Raw genomic sequence first — 22,063 nt, 5'->3', positions numbered from 1 at the left:
GACCGGGGCCTCAGCCGTCGGTGTTCAGACCCAGGTACTGCTCCGCGAAGGCCATCGCCGCCTTCGGGGAGCCGAAGATGCGCCGCAGGCGGGCGAGAGTGGTGCCCGCGCGGTACGGGTCGCCCGACGACGCGCCGTGATAGACCTCGGACAGCCAGTGGGAGAACTCCTGGTAGTCCCACACCCGGTCGAGGCAGGCCGGCGAGTAGCCGTCCAGGCCGGAGCCGTCGCCCTTCGTGACGTACGCGACGATCGCGTCGCCGAGCAGGAACGCGTCGTGCAGGGCCAGGTTCATGCCCTTGGCGGCGATCGGGGCGGTCAGGTGGGCGGCGTCGCCGGCCAGGAAGAGGCGGCCGTACACCATGGGTTCGACCACGTAGTTGTGCATGTCGAGGACGCGCTTCTCGATCAGCCGCCCCTCCGTCAGCGGGGGTGCGCCGTGCGCGCCGAGCCGCAGCTGCAGCTCCGTCCAGACCCGGTCGTGCGACCAGTTCTCCGGGTCGTCGCCGGGCGGGCACTCGAGGTAGTAGCGGGTCACTTCGGCACTGCGCTGCATGTGCCCGGCGAACCCGTTGGGATGCACGCCGAACACGACACAGTCCGCGGACGGCGGCGCCTCGGCGAGCAGCGCCAGCCATCCCACGCCGTAGTCGCCGCGGGAGACGCGGGCCCGGCCGGCGGGCACCGCGGCGCGCGTCACCCCGCGCGCCCCGTCGCAGCCGGCGACGAAGTCGCAGCGCACGACCTCGCGTCGACCCGTGTCCGGGCAGACGTACGACACCGAGGGGTGGTCGGTGTCGAGGTCGTGCAGTTCCACGTCCCGCACGCCGAAGCGTATGGCCCCGCCGCGTACGTCGGCGTACTCGCGTACCAGGTCCGTCACCAGGAACTGCTGCGGGTAGACCCAGTGGTGACGTCCTGTCAGTTCGAAGTACTCGAACCGGTGGCGCTCCCCGGCGAACCGGAACTCGCACTCGGTGTGCCGCTGCGCCCGCTCCAGCAGAGTGTCCGCGAGCCCCCGCCGCTCGAGCCCGCGTACGGCCCACTCCTCGATGACCCCGGCCCGCGGCCGCTGCTCGATGAACGCACGTGTCTCGGTCTCCAGGACCAGACAGTCCACGGACGCCGCCCGCAGGATGTTGCCGACGGTGAGGCCGGCCGGTCCGGCGCCCACGACGACGACCGGAAAGCGCTGCGGGGCACCGGAGTTGGTGTGGGGGGAGGTGGAAGTCACCCGAGCATTATGGTGCGGCCAACGCGGGGAGGGCAGCGTTCCGGCGGCGGCTCAGCGCGTCGGCGCGACGGACCGGTACCGGCTATCCCAGGCGAGGGATTTCGATCGCCGGGCAGCGGTCCATGACCATGTCGAGGCCGGCGGCGAGCGTGCGGTCGTAGGCGGCCTCGTCGATGACGCCGAGCTGGAACCAGACGGCCTTGGCGCCGATGGCGGCGGCCTCGTCGGCGACGGCCCCGGCGAGGTCGCTGTTGACGAACACGTCGACCACGTCGATCTTGAAGGGGATCGCCTCCAGGGACGGGTATCCCTGCTCGCCGTGGACCGTCTCCGCCTTCGGATGCACGGGCACGATGCGCTTGCCGAAGCGCTGGAGCACGTCGGCGACGCCGTATGCCGCGCGCCGCTGGTTCGTGGACAGGCCCACGACGGCCCAGGTGTCGCCGAGCTCGGTGAGGATCTTGCGGACTGTTGCCGGGTCGCCGTACACGCTCGGTCTCCTTGGTATGTGCGCTTGGGGCTGCTGTTGCGGACAACAGCAGCCGGGGTGCGGTGATTCCAGGAGACGCGACGGCCGTGCCGCAGACCGGTCAGCCGGTCATGGCGTCGCGGACGAGGGCGGTGTCGACGAACTGCTCGAAGCGGACGATCAGCCCGCCGCGGACGGTGAAGTGGTGGGCCACGCGGACGTCGACGGGTTTGCCGGTGGCCTTGTTGACGGCCGTGTAGCGGGCCAGGACGACGACGTTCTCGCCGTCGACCACATAGGTGTCGTCGTGAGCGGTCCAGCCGTCCCAGTCCTGGCCGAGCTTCTCCATCAGGTTCCGGGTCACGCCGTCGGGGTGCGGTAGGTGCCGGCGAGGTCAGGGCAGGCGGGGCAGTTCGTCCCGGGCCGAATGGCTGAGGACGCGCAGGTTCTCGGCGAACCGCTCGCGGTCCTCGGGCGGCAGGGGCGCCAGGAAGTAGCGGCGGATGTTCTCCACATGCAGCCGGGACGCGCGCACGGTGGTCTCCTCTCCCAACGGGGTCAGGCGCACCAGCCGCCCGCGCCGGTCGCCGGGATCCTCGGTGCGCGCGACCAGTCCGGCCGCCTCCATGCGGTCCACGAGACGGGTCACGCCGCCCGTGGTCAGCACCTGCTCCTGGGCGATGGCCCGCATCGACAGGCCCGGCTCACCGGCCCGCCCGAGGATCAGCAGCACCTCGAACATCAGATGGCTGATGCCGCACTCCCGCTCCAAGGCCCGCCCCAGGATGTACTCCAGCCGGTTCGCGGCTCCCTGCAACCGTCCGAACGCCAACACCAGCGCGTTGTCCGCCGCCTCTTTCGGCGACGAGATCTCCGCCTGCTCACTCACGTCCCCACCGCCTGTCCGGTCCTTCCACGGCCTTCCTCCCATGATCATGCCGTGTTTCCGGACCGGACGAGGCGGTTCGCTGTCAGCTGTGGGCGGCACCGGCGGCGCTCGGCCGCCGGTGCCGATCACCTCAGCGCACCTCGCGCGCGTAGGGCGCGACGGTGATCCTGTCGATCAGTGGCGCGTAGCGGGAGCGGAGCAGCACGCCGGGGAAGGTGTCCGAGGCGTAGGTGGTGCCGTCGAAGTTCGGCAGCTCCTCGGAGCGGAAGGTGATCGTGTTCTGTCCCTTCTCGAGCCGGACGGGGACGGTCAGCTCCCAGAAGTTGTTCGCGTGGAAGCTGTGCGGGAAGCCGACGCGCCGCATCTCGCCGCCGTTGACGGTGATGTCGGCATGGCGGGCGAGCGGATCCGGGTTGTAGTGGGTGGCCTCGGACTGCTCGGGGTTCGAGTAGCGGATGCGCAGTGCGTACAGGCCGGTCCGGTCGGCGTCGACGGTGAACGTCGCGGTGTTGCCGTTGCCGGGCGCGCCGCCGATGCCGGTGATCGCCGTTCCGTCGGTGGCCAGGGAGAGCGGGGTGAGCGTGGCCGAGCCCGCGAGCTCGGCGTCCCGCGCCTCGTACGTCCGCGCCGGGAGCGCCCCCTCGGTCGGCGTGACCCTGAGGCGGTCGACGAGCGTCGTGGCCGCACCTCCGGTCACCGTCACCTTGTTGACGCCGCCCGACAGGGAGACGGCCACGCTGCTCGTGCCGTCGCCCAGCCGCAGGACGTCGTGGCCGTTGACCGAGAGCCGGGCGCCCGAACCGCCGAGGGCGTCGACCTTGAGGGTGGCCTCGCGGTCGGCGGGTGAGTAGACCCAGAAGGTGGCGGTCTGGCCCTTCGCCAGCCGGGCCGCGCCCGAGCCGGTGGCCGGCTGCTGCGGGAGGTCGTAAGCGGGCCGTGCCCCGCCGCTCAGCCAGGCCAACTCACCCTCGTACACCCGGGTGTTCGCCGAAGCCTCCGGCAAGGACAGGGTGAGGCGGTCGACGATGGCGTCACCCTTGGTGGCGCGCTCGCCGTCGAGGCTCTTCGCGGCGAGCGTCAGGGTGTGCCTGCCCTTGGTGAGCCGGACCTCGGTGTCGGTGTGGTCCCACACCACCCACTTGTAGCCGAGCGGCAGGTGGAGCTCCTGTTCGCTGTCCGCCTTGCCGTCCACCCGCAGGAAGACGTTGGTGGGGCCCTGCTCCTTCACCTTGTCGAAGGTGTTGAGGGAGTTGGCGAAGACGCTCAGGTCGTACGTGCCGTCCTCGGGCACGTCCACCGTGAAGTCGAGCGTGACGTCCGAGCCGGTGCGCAGGCCGCCCACGTCGTAGCCGCCGGAGGTGTAGAACTTCGACACGTCACGCGGCGAGCCCTCCGGACCGTTCTTGGAGTAGCCGGAGCCGCTGTGGGCGGCGTCCTCCGCCTCGTACGACCCCTGCCAGCGCACGGGCGGTGACTGCGTGCCCTTCGCCTTCCCGGCCGGGCTGAGGACGATCTCGTACGCCGAGGACTCCTTCAGCTTCGGCAGCGCCCCGTCGCCGAAGTCGACGACGACCGTACCGTCGTCCCCGACCGGCAGGTTCGTCTCCGTGAGCAGCTTCGGGCCGGAGGAGTCGCCGACCTGTCCGCTCCACCCGATCTCCCGTACCCAGGCGTGCACCCGGTCCCCGAAGACCTTCTTCGGGACGCGCGCGAAGGTGATGTGACCCTTGCCGGTGGACCCGCCGAAGATCAGCCGGGACTGCTTCTTCTTCTCGTCGAGGGTGGCCACGCCCTGCATGGTGTAGTTCTCGCCGGGGAACGGCGGGGTCACCCGCACCGTGTGCCCGCTCATCGAGGCGTACGCATTCAGCAGCCACCACTGGCCGTTGCCGCGGCCCGACTGCACCGCGGAGTCGGACAGGTTGCCGTCGATGTTCCAGTACGCGATGTCCGCGTCGACCTTGGACTCCTCGATCGCGGACACCCACTGGATCATCTGGCCGGGGACGGAGGTGTGGTAGTTGAAGGCGTATTCGTTGATGTTGACGGGCAGTTGGGTGCCCTCCCGCTCGCTGCCCTTGAACAGCTCCTTCTCCCACGTCCGGTACTTGGCGACGCTCTGGCGCACCGCCTCGGGATGGCTGAGCTCGTGCCAGGTGATGACGTCCGGGAGGGTGCCGGCGGCCAGGGCGTGGGTGAGGAAGCCCTTCACCTGGTCGTACAGGATGCTGGTGTTGGGCCCGGCGATGCGGGCGCCGGGCATCCTGCCCTTGATGAGCCGGAAGGCGTCGTCCCAGGCGGCGAAGTAGTCGTCGGGGTCGCTCAGCCAGCTGACCCTGTTGTAGCTCCACTCGCCGGTACCGAACATGTTGCCCTCGGGCTCGTTGAACGGCACGAAGACGATGTTGTCCTGGTACTCCCGCGGCAGGCGCAGTACCTGGTCGACCTGCGCCGCGATCTTCTCCTTGTAGAGCTTCAGCTTCTCCTCGGGAGTGCTGCCCGGCCACTGGTAGGGGAAGCCGCGGTGGATGTCGGTCATGTAGATGTACACGTCACCGTCGGTGGAGTCGGCCAGCGGCCCGACCACTTCCAGCGCGTCGGCACCGGGGTGCTGAGGCCCGTCCTGCGCCTTGGTGGAGACCGTGCGCAGGCCCATGCCCTCCATGAGGTTGTTGGTGGGGACGTCCGGTCCGTACACGCCGTAGAGCGTGCCGGAGGCGCCGCCGTGGAAGGGGCCGGTGTCCGAGCCGAGGTCGACGGTGAGCTGTCCCTCGCGGACGACGGTGACGTCCGCCTTCACCGCGCGCCCGGCTGCCGTGCCCGCCACCGTGAAGGTTCCCGGCCGGGCGTACTTCTCGGACGGTACGGCGTCCCAGGTGATCGGCGTGTCCCGGTCGTAGCCGTCGGAGAAGGAGGAGCGGACGACGTGCGGGAGGGACGGAGCGGCCCCGGTGGCCGTACGGACGTCGAAGGACGTCTTCGAGAGCTCCTGAAGGGTCGGCACGGTCCCGACCGTGCCGGCCACCTGTTCGGCGCTCAGCGCCGCGTGCCACACGGTGAAGTCGTCGATCGCGCCCTTGAGCAGCGGGTCCGGCGAGAAGGACTTGCCGATGTAGCCGGCGGCCGTGGCGGAACCGTCCAGCAGTTCCTTGGCCTTGATCCGGGTCTCGGCGGAGGAGACCGCGACGCCGTCGAGGTAGGTGGTGAGCCGGCCGGCGGTGGTGTCGAGGGTGACGGTGACGGTCCGCCACTCGTTCGCGGGCAGCGTCGCGTAGCCGTGGACCTGTGTCTCGGCGCCGCCTCCGCCGGTGGTCACGGAGGTCTGGAACAGGCAGCTGCCGTTGCACGGCGTGCTGAAGAGGTACTTCGAGGTGCCGGTGCCCAGATCGAAGAGCCGCTGCCAGGGCGACGCGTCGCTGCTCCACTTCACGCGGGCGGAGACCGTCAGGTCGGTGGCGTCGCCGATGACTTCGCGGGGCAGACGGACGTATGCGCCGTCGGAGGTGGGCGCCCCGCCGGGCAGGGCGAGGGCCTTGCCCCCGTCGGTGCCGGCCACGGACTGGGCGGTGGAGGCGTTCACCAGGGTCGCCGTCAGTCCGTTGCCGGAGCTGTCGGTGATCCTGCCGGAGGTGAGGTCGTCGTGGTCGAAGGTATAGCGGGCGGCGGGCCGGGGCGCGTCGGCCGCCGCCGCGGGGACGGCGGGTGCGGTCAGCAGGCCCGCGCCGAGAGCGACGGCCACGGCGGCGGGCGCTCGGCGCCGGGCGGGTCTGTCGGGGGATGACATGGATTGCGTCCTCAATCCTCGGGTGCTGGGCGTCGACGCAGCTCGAACCGGTTCGACCTGCGCCGCGATGGCGATGCGCTCTTCAGATGACGGTGGATGGCGCCCCCTCCCGCGTTCCCTGGGGGAGCCTGCTGTCGGACCGGTTCGCCGGAAGGATCGCTCGGGATCACTTCGTCGAACCGGTTCCGGAAGCTAGCATCGGGGAAGCCGGACCATCAATCCCTCCGGCGCGAGGTTCTGTCGGTTCGTGTCCGTAGTGCGCGAACGTGAGCCGTGGGTGGTGTCAAGCGTGAGTGGTGTCAAGGGTGTTGACAGGCGTGCGGTCAGTTCCTAGCGTCGCTTCGCGAACCGGCGCGACGGTCGGTCCGCGGTGTCGAACCGGTTCGAGATTTGAGCAAGGAGTCGCAGTGAACATCGGTGAGATCGCCCGGCGGGCCGGTGTCTCGCGCTCCACCGTCTCGTACGCCCTGAGCGGCAAGCGCCCGGTCTCGGACGACACCCGCCGGAAGATCCAGCAGGTCATCGACGAACTGGGCTACCGCCCGAACGCCAGCGCGCGGGCCCTGGCCAACGGCCGGACGAGCACGATCGGTCTGGTCTTCCCGCCGGCCGGGGACCACTACACCGGGATGCAGCTGGACTTCATCGGCAGTGTGGTGGAGGCCGCGGCGGCCTACGACTACGACGTGCTGCTGTCGCCGAGCGGTGTGGACAGCGACCGTTCCTTCCAGCGGCTGCTGGGGGAGCGGCGGGTCGACGGCGCGATCCTGATGGAGATCAGGCTCCAGGACGACCGGGTGGACCACCTGGCCGCCCTGGACTTCCCCTCCGTCGCCATCGGCCGCACCGCCCGTCCGGAGGGCGGTTGGTGGGTCGGCCTGGACCACACCGCGCTGGCGGCGGCGTGCGTCCACCACCTGGCCGACCTCGGCCACCGCCGGATCGCCCTGGTCAACCGGCCCGAGCAACTGCTGCGGGCCGGGTACGAGTCCGCGCACCGGGGGCTGGACGGCTTCACCAAGGCCGCCGCCGAGCGCGGGCTGACCGTGCGGACGTACTGCTGCGGGGACGACGCCGCCTCGGGTCAGGCCTGTGTGGAGCGGATCCTGCAGGACGATCCGGCCACCACCGCTCTGGTCACGCTGAACGAGGCGGCTCTGGGCGGCGTCTACCGGGGGCTCGCCCGGGCGGGCCGTCATGTGCCGCGCGACTTCTCCGTCACCGGGGTGGTGGCCGCCCGCTGGGCGGAGACGGTGACCCCGCAGCTCACCGCAGCGGACGTGCCCGCGGAGGAGATGGGCCGACGGGCCGTCGACCTGCTGGTCGAGCGGCTCGACCACCCCGACGGACCGCCCCGGCACCACCTCCTCGCCCCACCGATCTCCTTGCGGGCCAGCACCGGGCCCTGTGCGGCGTCCTGACCGACCTCACGCGCAACCCGCGCACACCTGCTTCACTTGCTGATCGCCGGATCGCTCGTCGGCACTGCTCTGCGTGCCTTCTCTCACCGTCCGGCGCCCTCGCCGTACTCCACAACTTCGTCAAGTCGCACATCACGGCTGGGCGTTCGGCAACCTGTGCCGTCGCCTGGCTGGGCGGAACTGGCCGAGACGTATGCACAACGCCACCTCGTTCGACTTCGAACGCGTCGTCGCCGCCGCGTACTTGGCTGCCTTCCTTGCCCTCCAGTTCGCGAACTCGCCGAACCTGCCGTGCCGTTGGACCGGCCGGACGACGCCCGTCGGCGGGCGCGGGCCGCCGACATCACCCAGGCGGCGATGCCTGACCGGCTCTGACCGGTTCGTCGCCCGGGGACCTGGCGCGACCGTGCCTGCACCTGGACGGCCGCGAGCCTTGACAGGGGGTCGCCGGTCGGGCTTCCCTGAGTGTGTTGCGTATCACGGCACCGTTTAATAATGCGCAACTGGCGGTGCCATTGCACGGCTCTGGTTCCCCTACACCGCGGAGTAGCGCTACAGATGACTCGCAAGCCACCTGCTGAGGACCCCGGCGACGCCCGACTGCGGGTCGGCCCCCCGAAGGAGTACGCCGCCGGCATCCCCGCCGTCACCTCCTCGCTGCGGCACGCCGGTGAACAGATGGGGGTCCGCCGCAGCCTGCTCACGCTGCTCCGGGTCAATCAGAAGGAGGGCTTCGACTGCCCCGGCTGCGCATGGCCCGAGCCCGGCCACCGGCACAAGGCGGAGTTCTGCGAGAACGGCGCCAAGGCCGTGGCCGAGGAGGCCACGGTGCGGCGGGTCACCCCGGAGTTCTTCGCCGAGCACAGCCTGGAGGATCTGCTCCCGCGCAGCGACTACTGGCTCGGGCAGCAGGGACGCCTCACCCACCCCATGTACCGCCCGGCCGGCGCCGACCGCTACGAGCCGATCTCCTGGGACGACGCGTTCGCGGTCATCGCCCGCGAACTCGCCGCGCTCGACCACCCGGACGAGGCCGCCTTCTACACCTCCGGACGGGCGAGCAACGAGGCCGCGTTCCTCTACCAGCTCTTCGTCCGCGGCCTGGGCACCAACAACCTGCCGGACTGCTCCAACATGTGCCACGAGTCCAGCGGCTCCGCCCTGGTGGAGACCATCGGCATCGGCAAGGGCAGCGTCAGCCTGGAGGACCTCTACGAGGCCGATCTCATTCTCGTGGTCGGCCAGAACCCGGGCACCAACCACCCCCGGATGCTCTCCGCGCTGGAGCAGGCCAAGGAGCGAGGCGCCCGCGTCATCGCGGTCAACCCGCTGCCCGAGGCGGGCCTGCTCCGGTTCAAGAACCCCCAGAAGCCCTCCGGCGTCATCGGCGGCGGTACGAAGCTGGCGGACCAGTTCCTGCAGATCAGGCTGGGCGGCGACCAGGCGCTCTTCCAGGCCTTCAACCGCATGCTGCTGGAGGCGGAGGACGAGGCGCCCGGCACCTGCCTGGACACCGCCTTCATCGAGCGGTACACGCACGGCTTCGAGGAGTTCGCCGAGCACGCCCGCAAGGTGACGTGGGACGAGATCCTCCGGGCCACCGGCCTGCCCGAGGAGGAGATCCGGGAGGCGTTCGGCCAGGTGCTGGCCGCCGAAAGGATCGTCGTCTGCTGGGCGATGGGACTCACCCAGCACAAGCACTCCGTGCCCACCATCCGGGACGTCGTCAACTTCCTTCTGCTGCGCGGCAACATCGGCCGCCCGGGCGCCGGACTCTGCCCCGTGCGCGGCCACTCCAACGTGCAGGGCGACCGCACCATGGGCATCTACGAGAAGCCGGACGCCGCGTTCCTGGACCGGCTCGGCGCCGAGTTCGCCTTCACACCCCCGCGGCGCCACGGCCATGACGCGGTCGACAGCATCCGCGCCATGCGCGACGGTGACGTAAAGGTCTTCGTCGCCCTGGGCGGCAACTTCGTCGCCGCGGCCCCCGACACCGACCTGACCGAGCAGGCGCTGCGCAGATGCCGGCTCACCGTGCAGATCTCCACCAAGCTGAATCGCTCGCACGTCATCGCCGGGGAACAGGCCCTCATCCTGCCGTGCCTCGGCCGGACCGAGGCCGACCTGCGGCCCGGCGGCCCTCAGTTGGTCACGGTGGAGGACTCCATGGGCATGGTGCACCTCTCGCGAGGGCGGCTCACGCCCGCGTCCGAGCACCTGCTGAGCGAGGTCGCGATCATCTGCCGGATGGCACGCGCCGCCCTCGGGGACACCGGCCCGCAGGCGCCGTGGGAGGACTTCGAGGCCGACTACGACCGCATCCGCGACCGCATCGAACGCGTGATCCCGGGCTTCGAGGACTTCAACGCCCGGGTGCGGCAGCCGGGCGGCTTCGCTCTGCCCCACCCGCCCCGCGACGAACGCCGGTTCACGACAGCCACCGGGCTGGCCAACTTCACCGTCAACCCGCTGGAGAGCCCCGAGGTCCCGCCGGGCCGGCTGCTGCTCCAGACGCTGCGCTCGCACGACCAGTACAACACCACCATCTACGGCCTGGACGACCGCTACCGCGGCATCCACCAGGGCCGCCGGGTCCTCTTCCTGCACCCCGACGACCTCGCCGAGCGCGGCCTGTCCGACGGGGACCTCGTCGACATCGTCAGTGAGTACGGGGACGGCGTGGAGCGCCGGGCCCACGCCTTCCGGGTGGTGCCGTACCCGACGCCGCGGGGCTGCTGCGCGGCCTATTTCCCCGAGACCAACGTCCTCGTACCGCTGGACTCCACGGCGGCCGTCAGCAACACCCCCACGTCGAAGTCCATCGTCGTACGGCTGGAGAACCTCGCCGATCCTTTGCCCGATCCGGTGTGTCCACCGCCGTCTGCGGAAAGGAGGGGCTGATGAACGAAACCCACGAAAGGAACGGGAGCCGCAGCCGTCCCGTCGAGGCGGACCTGCCGGGAAGCCCGGCGGCATCCGCCGGCCCCCGGACCGACCTGGTCGTCTTCGGCGTGACCGCGGTCCTCACCCTCGCCTTCGTCGTGTGGGGGGCCACGGCGACCGACACACTGGAGAGCGTGTCCGGGAAGCTGCTGGACGGGACCATCCGCAACGGCGGCTGGGCGTTCGTCCTCGCGGCCTCGGGCTTCGTCGTCTTCGCCCTCTGGCTGGCGATGAGCCGCTACGGCCGGATCACCCTGGGGCGCGAGGGCGAGGAGCCCGAGTTCCGCACCGTGTCGTGGATCGCCATGATGTTCAGCGCGGGCATGGGCATCGGCCTGATGTTCTACGGCGTGAGCGAGCCGCTGTCCCACTTCGTCACGCCGCCGCCGGGCACCGACCCGGCCGACGCCCACGAGGCCATGGAGACCGCCATGGCCACCACCCTCTTCCACTGGACGCTGCACCCGTGGGCGATGTACGCGGTGGTGGGTCTGGGCATCGCCTACAGCACCTTCCGGCGCGGACGCCGGCAGCTGATCAGCGCCGTGTTCACCCCGCTGATCGGTGAGCGGCGGGCGAACGGCTGGGGTGGCCGGGTCATCGACATCCTCGCCATCTTCGCCACCCTCTTCGGCTCCGCGGCCTCCCTCGGGCTCGGCGCCCTCCAGATCGGCAGTGGCTTCACCGGCCTGGGCTGGCTGGGATCCGTCGGCACCGGCCTGCTGGTCGCCGTGATCGCGGTGCTGACCGTCGCCTTCGTCGCCTCGGCCGTGTCCGGCATCGCCAAGGGCATCCAGTGGCTGTCCAACATCAACATGGTGCTGGCGGTGGCCCTGGCGGCCTTCGTCTTCCTCGTCGGGCCGACCATCTTCATCCTCGACCTGCTGCCCACCTCCATCGCCGCCTTCCTCGGCGACCTGACCCAGATGGCGGGGCGTACCCAGGCGTCGAGCGGCGAGGGCGTCGCCGACTGGCTGGCCGGCTGGACGGTCTTCTACTGGGCCTGGTGGATCTCCTGGACGCCGTTCGTCGGCATGTTCATCGCGCGCATCAGCCGCGGCCGGACCATCCGGCAGTTCGTGGGCGGGGTCATCCTGGTGCCGAGCACCGTCAGTCTGCTGTGGTTCGCCGTCTTCGGCGGCTCGGCGATGCGCCTCCAGGACGAGAAGCGCCTCGGCGACGCCTCGACGGCCCAGGGTCAGCTCTTCGACGTGCTCCAGCAGTACCCGGTCGCCACGGTGACCAGCGTGGTCGTGATGATCCTCGTCGGGATCTTCTTCGTCTCCGGCGCCGACGCCGCCTCGATCGTGATGGGTACGCTCTCGCAGCGCGGATCCCTGGAACCCACCCGGGGTGTCGTCGTCTTCTGGGGTGTGCTGACCGGAGGGGTCGCCGCGATCATGCTTCTCATCGGCGGCGGCAAGGGCGATGCGCTCACCGGACTGCAGAACCTGACCATCCTCGCGGCGGCGCCCTTCACCCTGGTGATGGTCGGCCTGTGCATCGCGCTCACCCGCGACCTGCGCCAGGATCCGCTCATCATCCGCGGGCGCATCGGCGAGGAGGCCATCGAAACGGCCGTCATCACCGGCCACGAGAAGTACGACGGCGACTTCGAGCTGCGCATCGGCCCCGTGGCGTGCAACGAGGGCTCGGAGAACGAGGGCCCGGAGAACGAGGACCCGGAGGCAGAGCGGTCCGAGCAGTCCACGCACTCCGCCGAGGCCACGGACACGACATCCTCCTCTGCCCGCTGAGACCGGCGGGACCCACGCCCGGCGGGGTCGTGAACCGGCATGTCCGGTCACGACCCCGCCGGGCGTTCGCGCTGTTCCGCCTGGATCGACCCGGCCGAGGCAACCCCGTCGAGCCGCTTGACCCCCGCTCGGCGCTCCACGATGCTGTGTTGCGACACATGAGATGTGTGCCGTAATGAGCAACATCCGAATCACCTTCGATTCAAGTCACGACCAGCCGAGGAGTGGCCATGACGCACCAGGTCCGTGCTGTCGTCGCGCGGGGCAAGGGCGCCCCCGTCAGCCTGGAGACGATCATCGTGCCCGACCCGGGTCCGGGTGAGGCGCTGGTGAAGATCGAGGCCTGCGGGGTCTGCCACACCGATCTGCACTACCGCGAGGGCGGCATCAACGACGATTTCCCGTTCCTGCTGGGGCATGAGGCAGCGGGGATCGTGGAGTCGGTGGGGGAGGGCGTCACCGACGTCGCGCCCGGCGACTTCGTGATCCTCAACTGGCGTGCGGTGTGCGGCCAGTGCCGGGCCTGTCTGCGCGGAGAGTCGTGGTATTGCTTCAACACCCACAACGCCAAGCAGAAGATGACCTTGCTGGACGGCACCGAGCTGTCTCCCGCCCTGGGGATCGGCGCGTTCGCGGAGAAGACGCTGGTCGCGGCCGGGCAGTGCACCAAGGTCGACCCGACCGCGTCGGCGGCCGCCGCCGGTCTGCTCGGGTGCGGCGTGATGGCGGGCATCGGCGCGGCCATCAACACCGGGAACGTGGGCCGGGGCGACTCGGTCGCCGTCATCGGCTGCGGCGGTGTCGGGGCCGCGGCGATCGCCGGGGCGAACCTTGCGGGCGCGGCGAAGGTCATCGCCGTCGACATCGACGACCGCAAGCTGGACACCGCCAGGAAGCTGGGCGCGACCCACACCGTCAACTCCAAGGACGCCGACGCGGTCGAGGCGATCCGCGAGCTGACCGGCGGCTTCGGCGCCGACGTGGTCATCGAGGCGGTCGGCCGCCCGGAGACGTACAAGCAGGCGTTCTACGCCCGCGACCTCGCCGGCACGGTCGTCCTGGTCGGCGTACCGACGCCGGAGATGAAGCTGGAACTGCCCCTGCTGGACGTCTTCGGCCGCGGCGGCGCCCTGAAGTCCTCCTGGTACGGCGACTGCCTGCCGAGCCGCGACTTCCCGATGCTGATCGACCTCTATCTCCAGGGCCGGCTCGACCTGGACGCCTTCGTCACGGAGACCATCGCGCTGGACGAGGTCGAGAAGGCCTTCGAGCGGATGCACCACGGCGACGTCCTGCGCTCGGTGGTGGTCCTCTGATGGCCGCCCGCATCGAACGCCTCGTCACCTCGGGGACGTTCTCGCTGGACGGCGGCACCTGGGACGTCGACAACAACGTGTGGATCGTCGGCGACGACACCGAGGCGATCGTCATCGACGCCGCCCATGACGCCGAGGCCATCGCCGCGGCCGTCGGCGACCGGCGCCTGACCGCGATCGTGTGCACCCACGCGCACAACGACCACATCGACGCCGCACCCGAACTCGCCGACCGCACCGGCGCCCCGGTCCTCCTCCATCCGGACGACCTGCCGCTGTGGAAGCAGACCCACCCCGACCGGGCACCGGACGCCGAACTGACCGACGGCCAGGGCCTCACGGTGGCCGGCGTCGAGCTGACCGTGCTGCACACGCCCGGCCACGCCCCCGGCGCGGTCTGCCTGTACGCACCGGCCCTCAAGGCGCTCTTCAGCGGTGACACCCTGTTCTCCGGCGGACCCGGCGCGACAGGGCGGTCGTACAGCCACTTCCCGACCATCATCGACTCGATCCGGGACCGGCTGCTGACACTGCCGTCGGACACCGTCGTGCACACGGGCCACGGCGATACGACCACCGTCGCCGCGGAGGCCCCGCACCTCGAGGAGTGGGTCGACCGCGGTTTCTGACGCCGCACCGGAACCCCTTGAACGCCCGCCGCACCGGCTCGCGGCCATCGTGAGCCGATGCGGCGGGCTGCTGTTGTTCTATGTGAGCAAAGTTTTTTATGGCGCAACGAAATCGACGGTCGTAAGCGGCCTCTGAATGCCTTGACAAGGGTTCTGGGCGACCCCAGACTGATGTTGCGCTTACCGCAATCCGTTTCGTTATACGCACCGAGGTGTCATGATGATTCCCGCGTGCCGTCTCGAGGACCTCCCCCGAGGCGAGGCCCACCGGCTCGACATCGATCCGCCGGTTTCGGTGTTCCACACCGACGACGGCGAACTCTTCGCCATCGACGACACCTGCACCCACCAGGACGCGTCGCTCGCCGACGGCTGGCTGGAGGGCTGCGAGGTGGAATGCCCCCTGCATGCTTCCAAGTTCGACCTGAGGACCGGCGCGGTCGACGCCCCGCCGGCCAAGCTCCCGGTCCGGACGCACGAGGTCGTCGTCGAGGACGGCGTGATCCACGTCCGGCTGTCCACCGATGCGCCCAACCTGCCGCCCTGCATCTCGGCCCGGCTCGCCGGGGGTCCCGCGTGAGGACCGTCGCCGTGGTCGGCGCCTCACTGGCCGGCCTGTCGGCGGCGCGCTCACTGCGCAAGCAGGGCTACGACGGGCGGCTCGTCGTCATCGGGGACGAGCTCCACCGCCCGTACGACAGGCCCCCGCTGTCCAAGGAGTTCCTGTCCGGCACGCTCGGCGAGGCCGAACTCGCCCTGGAGACGGACGAGGAGGACCTCGGGGCGGAGTGGCTGCTCGGCGTCCGCGCCACCGGACTCGACCACGCGCGGCGTGCCGTCCTGCTCGGCGACGGGCGGGAGGTGCAGGCCGACGGGGTCGTCATCGCGACCGGCGCCGCGGCGCGCACCCTGCCCGGCTCCGAGGGCCTGGCCGGAGTGCACACGCTGCGCACCCTGGACGACGCCCGCGCCCTGCGGGACGAACTGGCCCGCGGCGGACGCCTGGTGGTGATCGGCGGCGGCTTCATCGGCGCCGAGGTGGCCTCCACCGCGTACGCCCTCGGACTCGACGTGACCGTCGTGGAGGCGGCCCCGACACCGCTCGCCGGACCGCTCGGCGAGACGATGGGCGCCCTCGTCTCCGCCCTCCACGCCGACCACGGCGTACGACTGGAGTGCGGCGTCGGCGTCAAAGGGCTGAGCGGGGAGACCCGCGTCGACGCGGTCCTGCTGGAGGACGGCCGCGGCATCCCCGCCGACATCGTCGTGGTGGGGGTGGGCGCACGCCCGAACGTCGAGTGGCTGGAAGGCTCCGGCATCGCGCTCGACAACGGCGTCAAGTGCGGCGCCGACGGCCGCACCAGCCTGGCCGGCGTGGTCGCGGTCGGCGACTGCGCCAACTGGTACGACCCGCGCGCGGGTCTCCATCGCCGCATCGAGCACTGGACCGGCGCGCGCGAACGCCCGGACTCGGCGATCGCCACATTGTTGGCGGGCGGCGCGGTGGAACCAGGTGTGCCCCGGCCGCCCTATTTCTGGTCCGACCAGTACGGCGTGAAGATCCAGTTCGCCGGCCACGCGGCCGGCGCGGACAGCGTCACCGTCGAGGCCGGCGCCGCGGACGACCGCGACGTCCTGGCCGTCTACCGGCGGGCCGGGGACCCGGTCGCCGTGCTCGGGATGAACCAGCCCCGGCTGTTCATGCGCTGGCGCAAGCAACTCGCCGCCACCGCATCGCCGTCCGCGTCCTGACACGCCCGTATCCCGACTCTGCTCGCATCTTGACACCGCCCCAGCGGCATCCCATGCTGCGGTTGCACATAGCACGCAGCGTTGCTCCATACACAACGCCGTCCGGAGTCGCTCTTCCCGGCGCGTGAATGACCCCTCCACGACGTTCTCCCGAGGAGTGCACCGTGACCTCGACCAGCCTGCCGGACAGCCTGATCGCCACTCTTCCCGGCTCCTCCTACACGGACCCGGGGATCTTCGCCCAGGAGCAGGAGCGCATATTCGAGACGATGTGGTTCTGCGTGGCGCGCGCCTCCGAGCTGGCGAAGCCAGGTGCCTTCCGCACCGTCGACGTGGGCCGCGAGAGCATCCTGGTCACCCGGGCCAGGGACAACGGCATCCGTGCGTACTTCAATGTGTGCCGGCACCGCGGTGCCAAGCTCTGCACCGAGGAGTCCGGCGAGGTCAAGCGGGCCTTCCAGTGCCCCTACCACGCCTGGACGTACGACCTGAACGGCAAGCTCGTCGCCGCGCCCAACCTCACCAAGATGCCCGACGTGGGCCGTACCGAGTACGGCCTGGTGAGCGTGGCCGTACGCGAATGGCTCGGCTATATATGGGTCTGCCTCGCCGAGAATCCGCCCTCCTTCGAGGAGGACGTCATCGGTGAGGTCGTGGCCCGCCTCGGCGACGTCGAGTCGATCGAGCGCTACGGCATCGAGAACCTCTCCGTCGGCAAGCGCATCACGTACGACGTGAAGTCCAACTGGAAGCTCATCATCGAGAACTTCATGGAGTGCTACCACTGCGCCACCATCCACCCCGAACTCACCGAGGTGCTGCCGGAGTTCGCGGACGGTTACGCGGCCCAGTACTACGTCGGCCACGGCGCCGAGTTCGGTGAGGAGGTCCAGGGCTTCACCGTCGACGGTTCCGAGGGCCTCGACCGCATCCCGGGCGTCGCGGAGGACCAGGACCGCCGTTACTACGCGATCACCGTCAAGCCCCAGGTGTTCATCAATCTCGTGCCCGACCACGTGATCTTCCACCGGATGTACCCGGTGTCCGTGGACCGCACGATCGTCGAGTGCGACTGGCTGTACCTTCCGCATGTCGTCGAGAGCGGCAAGGACGTCAGCCGGTCCGTGGAACTCTTCCACCGCGTCAACCAGCAGGACTTCGACGCCTGCGAGCGCACGCAGCCCGGAATGAGCTCCCGGATGTACGCCAAGGGTGGCGTGCTGGTGCCCAGCGAGCACCACATCGGCGCCTTCCACGACTGGGTGAACGAGCGCCTGGGCACCCCTCAGGGGTGACTCAGCCCAGGTAACCCATGCGGTGGCTGATCTCCTCGGCGCCCTTGATCAGCACCGGGGCGAGTTCCCGCATCCGCTCTTCCGTGAACCGGTACGAGGGCCCGGAGGCGGTGACCGCGGCGATGACCTCGCCGTCCCGGTCGAGGACCGGCGCCGCCATGGCGTGCAGGCCGATCTCCAGCTCCTCCTGGGTCCAGGCGTAGCCGGCCTCCCGCACCTCGGCGAGGTTCTTCTCGAGCTTCGCCTTCGAGGTGATGGTGCGCGGTGTGACCTTCTTGAGGCCGGCCTGGGCCAGCAGCGCGGCGCGCTCCTTGGCGGGCAGGTACGCCAGCAGGACCTTGCCGCTCGACGTCGCGTGCAGCGGGGTCAGCTGGCCGACCCAGTTGTGTGCGGTGACCGCTCCCGGGCCGCGTACCTGGTAGAGGTTGATCGCGTAGTGCTCCTGCAACACGGCGATGTTGACCGTCTCGCCGATCTCCTCGGCGAGGCGCTCGCAGACCGGGCGGCCCTGCTGGGTGATGTCGATCCGGCCGGTGACCGCGCCGGCCAGGCGGACGATGCCGAAGCCGAGCCGGTACTTGCCGCGCTCGCCGGCCTGCTCCACCAGGCCACGCGCCTCCAGGGCGCCGAGCAGACGGAACGCGGTGGACTTGTGGACCTCGATCTCGCCCGCCACCTCACTGACGCCCGCCTCGCCACGCTGGGCGAGGATCTCCAGGACGCTGATGGCGCGGTCCACCGACTGCACGCCGCCGGCCTGCGAATTCGACGTTTCTGTATCAGGGCTGTAGTTGCTCACAGTAAAACTATACGCGTAGTAAACAACGCCCCTGCAAGTAACAGGACCGAAACCAAGATGTTGGAAGTTGCGTGGTTCGCAACCTGGTGCGTATAGCGCGACCGGGTCTAGCATGCCTCGCATATCTACGGCGCGAGCGAGACGAGGCACCATGGCTCCTGTGCAGTACGACTTCGTCATCGTCGGCGGCGGTTCGGCCGGCAGTGCGCTGGCGAACAGACTCTCCGCCGACCCGGCCAACCGGGTGCTGGTCCTGGAGGCCGGCCGGTCGGACTACCCGTGGGATGTCTTCATCCACATGCCCGCGGCGCTGACCTACCCGATCGGCAGCCGGTTCTACGACTGGAAGTACGAGTCCGAGCCCGAACCCCACATGGGCGGCCGGCGTATCTACCACGCCCGCGGCAAGGTCCTGGGCGGCTCCAGCAGCATCAACGGCATGATCTTCCAGCGCGGCAACCCCATGGACTACGAGCGCTGGGCGGCCGACCCGGGCATGGAGACCTGGGACTACGCCCACTGCCTGCCGTACTTCCGGCGGATGGAGAACTGTCTGGCGGCCGACCCCGACGACGAGTTCCGCGGCCACGACGGCCCCCTCGTGCTGGAACGCGGTCCGGCGACCAATCCCCTCTTCGGCGCCTTCCTCAAGGCCACTCAGGAGGCGGGCTACGCGCCGACCGAGGACGTCAACGGCTATCGGCAGGAAGGTTTCGCCAAGTTCGACCGGAATGTCCATCGCGGCCGCCGGCTCTCCGCCTCGAAGGCGTACCTCAAGCCCGCGATGAAGCGGCCCAACCTCACCGTCAAGACCCGCGCCCTGGTCACCCGGGTCCTCTTCGACGGCAAGCGTGCCGTCGGCGTCGAGTTCCGGCGCGGCCGGGGCGCGCTCCAGCAGGTCCGCGCCGGGGAAGTCATCCTCTGCGGCGGCGCCATCAACTCCCCGCAGCTGCTCCAGCTCTCCGGCGTCGGCAACGCAGAAGAACTGCGCGCCCTCGGCATCGAGGTCGTCCACGACCTGCCGGGCGTCGGCGAGAACATGCAGGACCACCTGGAGGTGTACGTCCAGTACGCCTGCAAGCAGCCCGTCTCCATGCAGCCGTACATGGCGAAGTGGCGCGCCCCCTTCATCGGCCTGCAGTGGCTGTTCAGGAAGGGCCCGGCGGCGACCAACCACTTCGAGGCAGGCGGCTTCGCCCGCAGCAACGACGACGTCGACTACCCCAACCTGATGTTCCACTTCCTGCCCGTCGCGGTCCGCTACGACGGCTCCTCGCCCGCCGGTGACCACGGCTACCAGGTGCACGTCGGGCCCATGTACTCCGACGCCATCGGCTCGGTGAAGATCAAGAGCAAGGACCCGCGCGAGCACCCGGCGCTGCGCTTCAACTACCTCTCCACCGAGCAGGACCGCCGCGAATGGGTCGAGGCGATCCGCGTGGCCCGCAGGCTCCTCAACCAGCCCGCGCTCGCCCCCTACAACGGCGGGGAGGTCTCACCGGGACCGTCGGTGGACACGGACGAGGAGATCCTCGCCTGGGTCGCGAAGGAGGGCGAGACCGCCCTGCATCCGTCCTGCACCTGCAAGATGGGCACCGACGAGATGTCCGTCGTGGACCCGGCCAGCATGCGGGTGCACGGCGTGGAGGGCCTGCGCGTGGTGGACGCGTCGGTGATGCCCTACGTCACCAACGGCAACATCTACGCCCCGGTGATGATGATCGCCGAGAAGGCCGCCGACCTGATCCTCGGCAAGCAGCCGCTGGAACCGTCGAAGGCCGCGTATTACCGCCACCGCGACGCCCAGAAGCAGGCGGGGTAGACATTGGGCACCGCAGGACTCAGGGCGCTGCTGAACGGCGTCCGCTACGAGGTGCTGCCCGCGAAGGCGACCGAGGACAAGGTCCTCGCCCATGTCCCGCGCGACGTCGTCGTCACCGTGACGGCGTCGCCGGTCAAGGGCCTGGAACCGACCCTCGACCTGGCCGGCCGGCTCGCGGGCCACGGCTACCGGGTCGTCCCGCATGTGCCGGCGCGGCTGCTGCGGGATGACACGCATCTGAAAGAGGTCGTGGACCGGCTCCGCGAGGCGGGCGTGGACGACGTCTTCGTCCCGGCGGGCGACGCCGACCCGCCCGCCGGGGTCTACGACGGGGCGCTGCCGGTGCTGCGCAGGCTGAGCGAGCTGGGCAGTCCGTTCGCGCACGTCGGCGTCACCGGCTACCCCGAGAGCCATCCCCTCATCCACGACGACGTCACCATCCAGGCGATGTGGGACAAGCGCGAGCACGCCACGTACCTCGTGAGCAACCTCTGTTTCGACCCGCGGGTGCTGGGGGAGTGGATCGTGCGCATACGGCGCCGGGACGTCACCCTGCCCCTGTACGTGGGGGTCGCCGGGCCCGTGCAGCGGGCGAAGCTGCTGGCCATGGCCACGAAGATCGGGGTCGGGGAGTCGACGCGCTTCCTGGCGAAGCACGCCTCCTGGTTCGTGCGTCTCGCGGCACCCGGCGGATATGCCCCCGAGAGGCTGCTGACCCGCACGGAGCAGGCCCTCACCGCCCCCTCGGCGAGGGTGGCCGGCCTGCACCTGTTCACGTTCAACCAGATCGCCGAGACGGAACGGTGGCGCCGCGCGCTGCTGGAGCGGCTCGAGGACTGAGCGTCGGCGTCCTGTGTGCGGGGCGGCAGTCGGCCCCTGGCGGCGTATACAACGAGGGGGCGGGACCGGAATCCGGTCCCGCCCCCGTTCGGGCTCGCCTCAGCGGAAGACCACCGTGCGGTTGCCGTCCACCATCACCCGGCTCTCGCTGTGCCACTTCACCGCGTGCGCGAGCACCTGGGCCTCCACGTCCCGCCCGACCGTGACGAGGTCGCCGGGGTCGAGGGAGTGGTCCACCCGGACCACGTCCTGTTCGATGATCTGGCCCTCGTCGAGGTCCGGCGTCACATAGTGCGCCGTCGCGCCGACGAGCTTCACCCCACGCCGGTAGGCCTGCTCGTAGGGTCGTGCGCCCTTGAAACTGGGGAGGAACGAGTGGTGGATGTTGATGGCGCGGCCCTCCAGCTCCTTGCACAGGTCGTCGGAGAGGACCTGCATGTAGCGGGCCAGCACCACCAGGTCGATGTCCAGCTCGCGCACCAGCTCCAGCAGCCGGGCCTCGGCCTCGGGCTTGGTCTCCCTGGTCACCGGGATGTGGTGGAAGGGGATGCCGTACGTCTCCGCGAGCCCCTCGAAGTCACGGTGGTTGGAGACGATCGCGGGGATCTCGATGTTGAGGGCGCCGGTGCGGCGGCGGAAGAGCAGGTCGTTCAGGCAGTGGCCGAACCTGGAGACCATGATCAGTGTCCGGGTCGGCGTGGCGGCCTCCCGCAGGGTCCAGGAGATGCCGTACGCCTGGGCGACGGGGCCGAACCGGTAACGCAGTTGTTCCAGAACGGCGTTCGGATCGGAAACGTCGAAATGGACCCGCATGAAGAAGCGGCCCTGGAGTCGGTCGTCGAACTGCTGGCTTTCCAGGATGTTGCCGGAGTTCCTGACGAGAAAGCCGCTCACTGCGTGGACCAGTCCGGCGCTGTCGGGACAGGAGAGGGTGAGGACGTACTCACGGCCAGGTTGCGGTCGAGGGGACATAAGCGGCCTCCGTTGGTGCGTATTGCACAACATGGTGAGCGATACGCAACATGGTCGGCGCGGCGCCGCTTGCGGTCAAGGGCCGGTGGGTAAGTGATCGCATGGCCAAATCGTCATCGGCCAACCTCTTGACGCCTG

The 22,063-nt window shown here is 70.0% G+C and carries 16 protein-coding genes and 1 pseudogene; 10 read left to right on the top strand and 7 right to left on the bottom strand.

Annotated elements, in window-relative coordinates; translation table 11 throughout:
- Positions 1–10: 10 nt before the first annotated feature.
- The 5 genes and pseudogenes from ACIBU0_RS29590 to ACIBU0_RS29570 form a co-directional block, all read right to left on the bottom strand.
- Complete coding sequence (locus ACIBU0_RS29590; RefSeq protein ID WP_398824455.1) at positions 11–1,234, bottom strand: 4-hydroxybenzoate 3-monooxygenase; 1,224 nt, start codon at positions 1,232–1,234, stop codon at positions 11–13.
- 82 nt (positions 1,235–1,316) lie between these two features.
- Complete coding sequence (locus ACIBU0_RS29585) at positions 1,317–1,724, bottom strand: CoA-binding protein (RefSeq protein WP_398824453.1); 408 nt, start codon at positions 1,722–1,724, stop codon at positions 1,317–1,319.
- A gap of 100 nt (positions 1,725–1,824) precedes the next feature.
- Positions 1,825–2,096, bottom strand: a pseudogene (locus ACIBU0_RS29580) (nuclear transport factor 2 family protein); the annotation flags it as partial.
- Between the two features lies 1 nt (position 2,097).
- A complete protein-coding gene (locus ACIBU0_RS29575) occupies positions 2,098–2,592 on the bottom strand; it encodes a MarR family winged helix-turn-helix transcriptional regulator (RefSeq protein ID WP_398824451.1) in 495 nt (164 codons plus the stop codon).
- A gap of 130 nt (positions 2,593–2,722) precedes the next feature.
- Positions 2,723–6,376, bottom strand: coding sequence for a LamG-like jellyroll fold domain-containing protein (locus tag ACIBU0_RS29570; RefSeq protein WP_398824449.1), 3,654 nt, complete (start codon positions 6,374–6,376; stop codon positions 2,723–2,725).
- 407 nt (positions 6,377–6,783) lie between these two features.
- Here ACIBU0_RS29570 and ACIBU0_RS29565 point away from each other — a divergent pair, with 407 nt between their 5' ends.
- The 8 genes from ACIBU0_RS29565 (at position 6,784) to ACIBU0_RS29530 (ending at position 17,492) form a co-directional block, all read left to right on the top strand.
- A complete protein-coding gene (locus ACIBU0_RS29565) occupies positions 6,784–7,797 on the top strand; it encodes a LacI family DNA-binding transcriptional regulator (protein ID WP_398824447.1) in 1,014 nt (337 codons plus the stop codon).
- 558 nt (positions 7,798–8,355) lie between these two features.
- Positions 8,356–10,701: an FdhF/YdeP family oxidoreductase gene (locus ACIBU0_RS29560; RefSeq protein WP_398824445.1), complete on the top strand. Its 2,346-nt coding sequence runs from the start codon at positions 8,356–8,358 to the stop codon at positions 10,699–10,701.
- Positions 10,701–12,500, top strand: a complete 1,800-nt coding sequence (locus ACIBU0_RS29555) for a BCCT family transporter (protein WP_398824443.1) — start codon at positions 10,701–10,703, stop codon at positions 12,498–12,500. The genes ACIBU0_RS29560 and ACIBU0_RS29555 overlap by 1 nt, the downstream gene beginning before the upstream one ends.
- Positions 12,501–12,730: 230 nt before the next feature.
- Entirely contained in the window at positions 12,731–13,816 is a 1,086-nt protein-coding gene (locus ACIBU0_RS29550) for an S-(hydroxymethyl)mycothiol dehydrogenase (protein ID WP_398824441.1), read from the top strand.
- Positions 13,816–14,445, top strand: coding sequence for an MBL fold metallo-hydrolase (locus tag ACIBU0_RS29545; protein WP_398824439.1), 630 nt, complete (start codon positions 13,816–13,818; stop codon positions 14,443–14,445). Before ACIBU0_RS29550 ends, ACIBU0_RS29545 begins: the two co-directional genes overlap by 1 nt.
- A 217-nt stretch (positions 14,446–14,662) precedes the next feature.
- Complete coding sequence (locus ACIBU0_RS29540; RefSeq protein ID WP_398824438.1) at positions 14,663–15,025, top strand: bifunctional 3-phenylpropionate/cinnamic acid dioxygenase ferredoxin subunit; 363 nt, start codon at positions 14,663–14,665, stop codon at positions 15,023–15,025.
- Positions 15,022–16,197 carry an NAD(P)/FAD-dependent oxidoreductase gene (locus ACIBU0_RS29535; RefSeq protein WP_398824436.1) on the top strand — a complete coding sequence of 392 codons (1,176 nt, stop codon included), beginning with the start codon at positions 15,022–15,024 and terminating at the stop codon, positions 16,195–16,197. Before ACIBU0_RS29540 ends, ACIBU0_RS29535 begins: the two co-directional genes overlap by 4 nt.
- Positions 16,198–16,361: 164 nt before the next feature.
- Complete coding sequence (locus ACIBU0_RS29530) at positions 16,362–17,492, top strand: aromatic ring-hydroxylating dioxygenase subunit alpha (protein ID WP_398824434.1); 1,131 nt, start codon at positions 16,362–16,364, stop codon at positions 17,490–17,492.
- Position 17,493: 1 nt separating this feature from the next.
- Here the strand turns inward: ACIBU0_RS29530 and ACIBU0_RS29525 are convergent, their stop codons facing one another.
- Positions 17,494–18,240: an IclR family transcriptional regulator gene (locus ACIBU0_RS29525; protein ID WP_398824614.1), complete on the bottom strand. Its 747-nt coding sequence runs from the start codon at positions 18,238–18,240 to the stop codon at positions 17,494–17,496.
- Between the two features lie 202 nt (positions 18,241–18,442).
- On the opposite strand from ACIBU0_RS29525, the gene betA reads away from it, so the two are divergent.
- Both betA and ACIBU0_RS29515 read left to right on the top strand, forming a co-directional pair.
- Entirely contained in the window at positions 18,443–20,113 is a 1,671-nt protein-coding gene (betA, locus tag ACIBU0_RS29520; RefSeq protein WP_398824432.1) for a choline dehydrogenase, read from the top strand.
- A gap of 3 nt (positions 20,114–20,116) precedes the next feature.
- On the top strand, positions 20,117–20,953 hold the full coding sequence (locus tag ACIBU0_RS29515; protein ID WP_398824430.1) for a 5,10-methylenetetrahydrofolate reductase: 837 nt from the start codon (positions 20,117–20,119) through the stop codon (positions 20,951–20,953).
- 99 nt (positions 20,954–21,052) lie between these two features.
- Here ACIBU0_RS29515 and purU read toward each other — a convergent pair whose 3' ends face one another.
- Positions 21,053–21,925: a formyltetrahydrofolate deformylase gene (purU, locus tag ACIBU0_RS29510; protein ID WP_398824428.1), complete on the bottom strand. Its 873-nt coding sequence runs from the start codon at positions 21,923–21,925 to the stop codon at positions 21,053–21,055.
- Positions 21,926–22,063 lie beyond the last annotated feature (138 nt).

The sequence above is a fragment of the Streptomyces sp. NPDC049627 genome (assembly GCF_044465645.1).
In the GTDB taxonomy this organism is placed as follows: Bacteria; Actinomycetota; Actinomycetes; order Streptomycetales; family Streptomycetaceae; genus Streptomyces.
This window is presented reverse-complemented; position numbering and strand designations above follow the sequence as displayed.

Bases quoted from the DNA above. Each gene is read 5' to 3' on its own strand.
- ACIBU0_RS29555 (WP_398824443.1), top strand. From the start codon at position 10,701: ATGAACGAAACCCACGAAAGGAACGGGAGCCGCAGCCGTCCCGTCGAG.
- ACIBU0_RS29540 (WP_398824438.1), top strand. From the start codon at position 14,663: ATGATGATTCCCGCGTGCCGTCTCGAGGACCTCCCCCGAGGCGAGGCC.
- ACIBU0_RS29550 (WP_398824441.1), top strand. From the start codon at position 12,731: ATGACGCACCAGGTCCGTGCTGTCGTCGCGCGGGGCAAGGGCGCCCCC.
- ACIBU0_RS29570 (WP_398824449.1), bottom strand. From the start codon at position 6,376: ATGTCATCCCCCGACAGACCCGCCCGGCGCCGAGCGCCCGCCGCCGTG.
- betA (WP_398824432.1), top strand. From the start codon at position 18,443: ATGGCTCCTGTGCAGTACGACTTCGTCATCGTCGGCGGCGGTTCGGCC.
- ACIBU0_RS29560 (WP_398824445.1), top strand. From the start codon at position 8,356: ATGACTCGCAAGCCACCTGCTGAGGACCCCGGCGACGCCCGACTGCGG.
- ACIBU0_RS29545 (WP_398824439.1), top strand. From the start codon at position 13,816: ATGGCCGCCCGCATCGAACGCCTCGTCACCTCGGGGACGTTCTCGCTG.
- purU (WP_398824428.1), bottom strand. From the start codon at position 21,925: ATGTCCCCTCGACCGCAACCTGGCCGTGAGTACGTCCTCACCCTCTCC.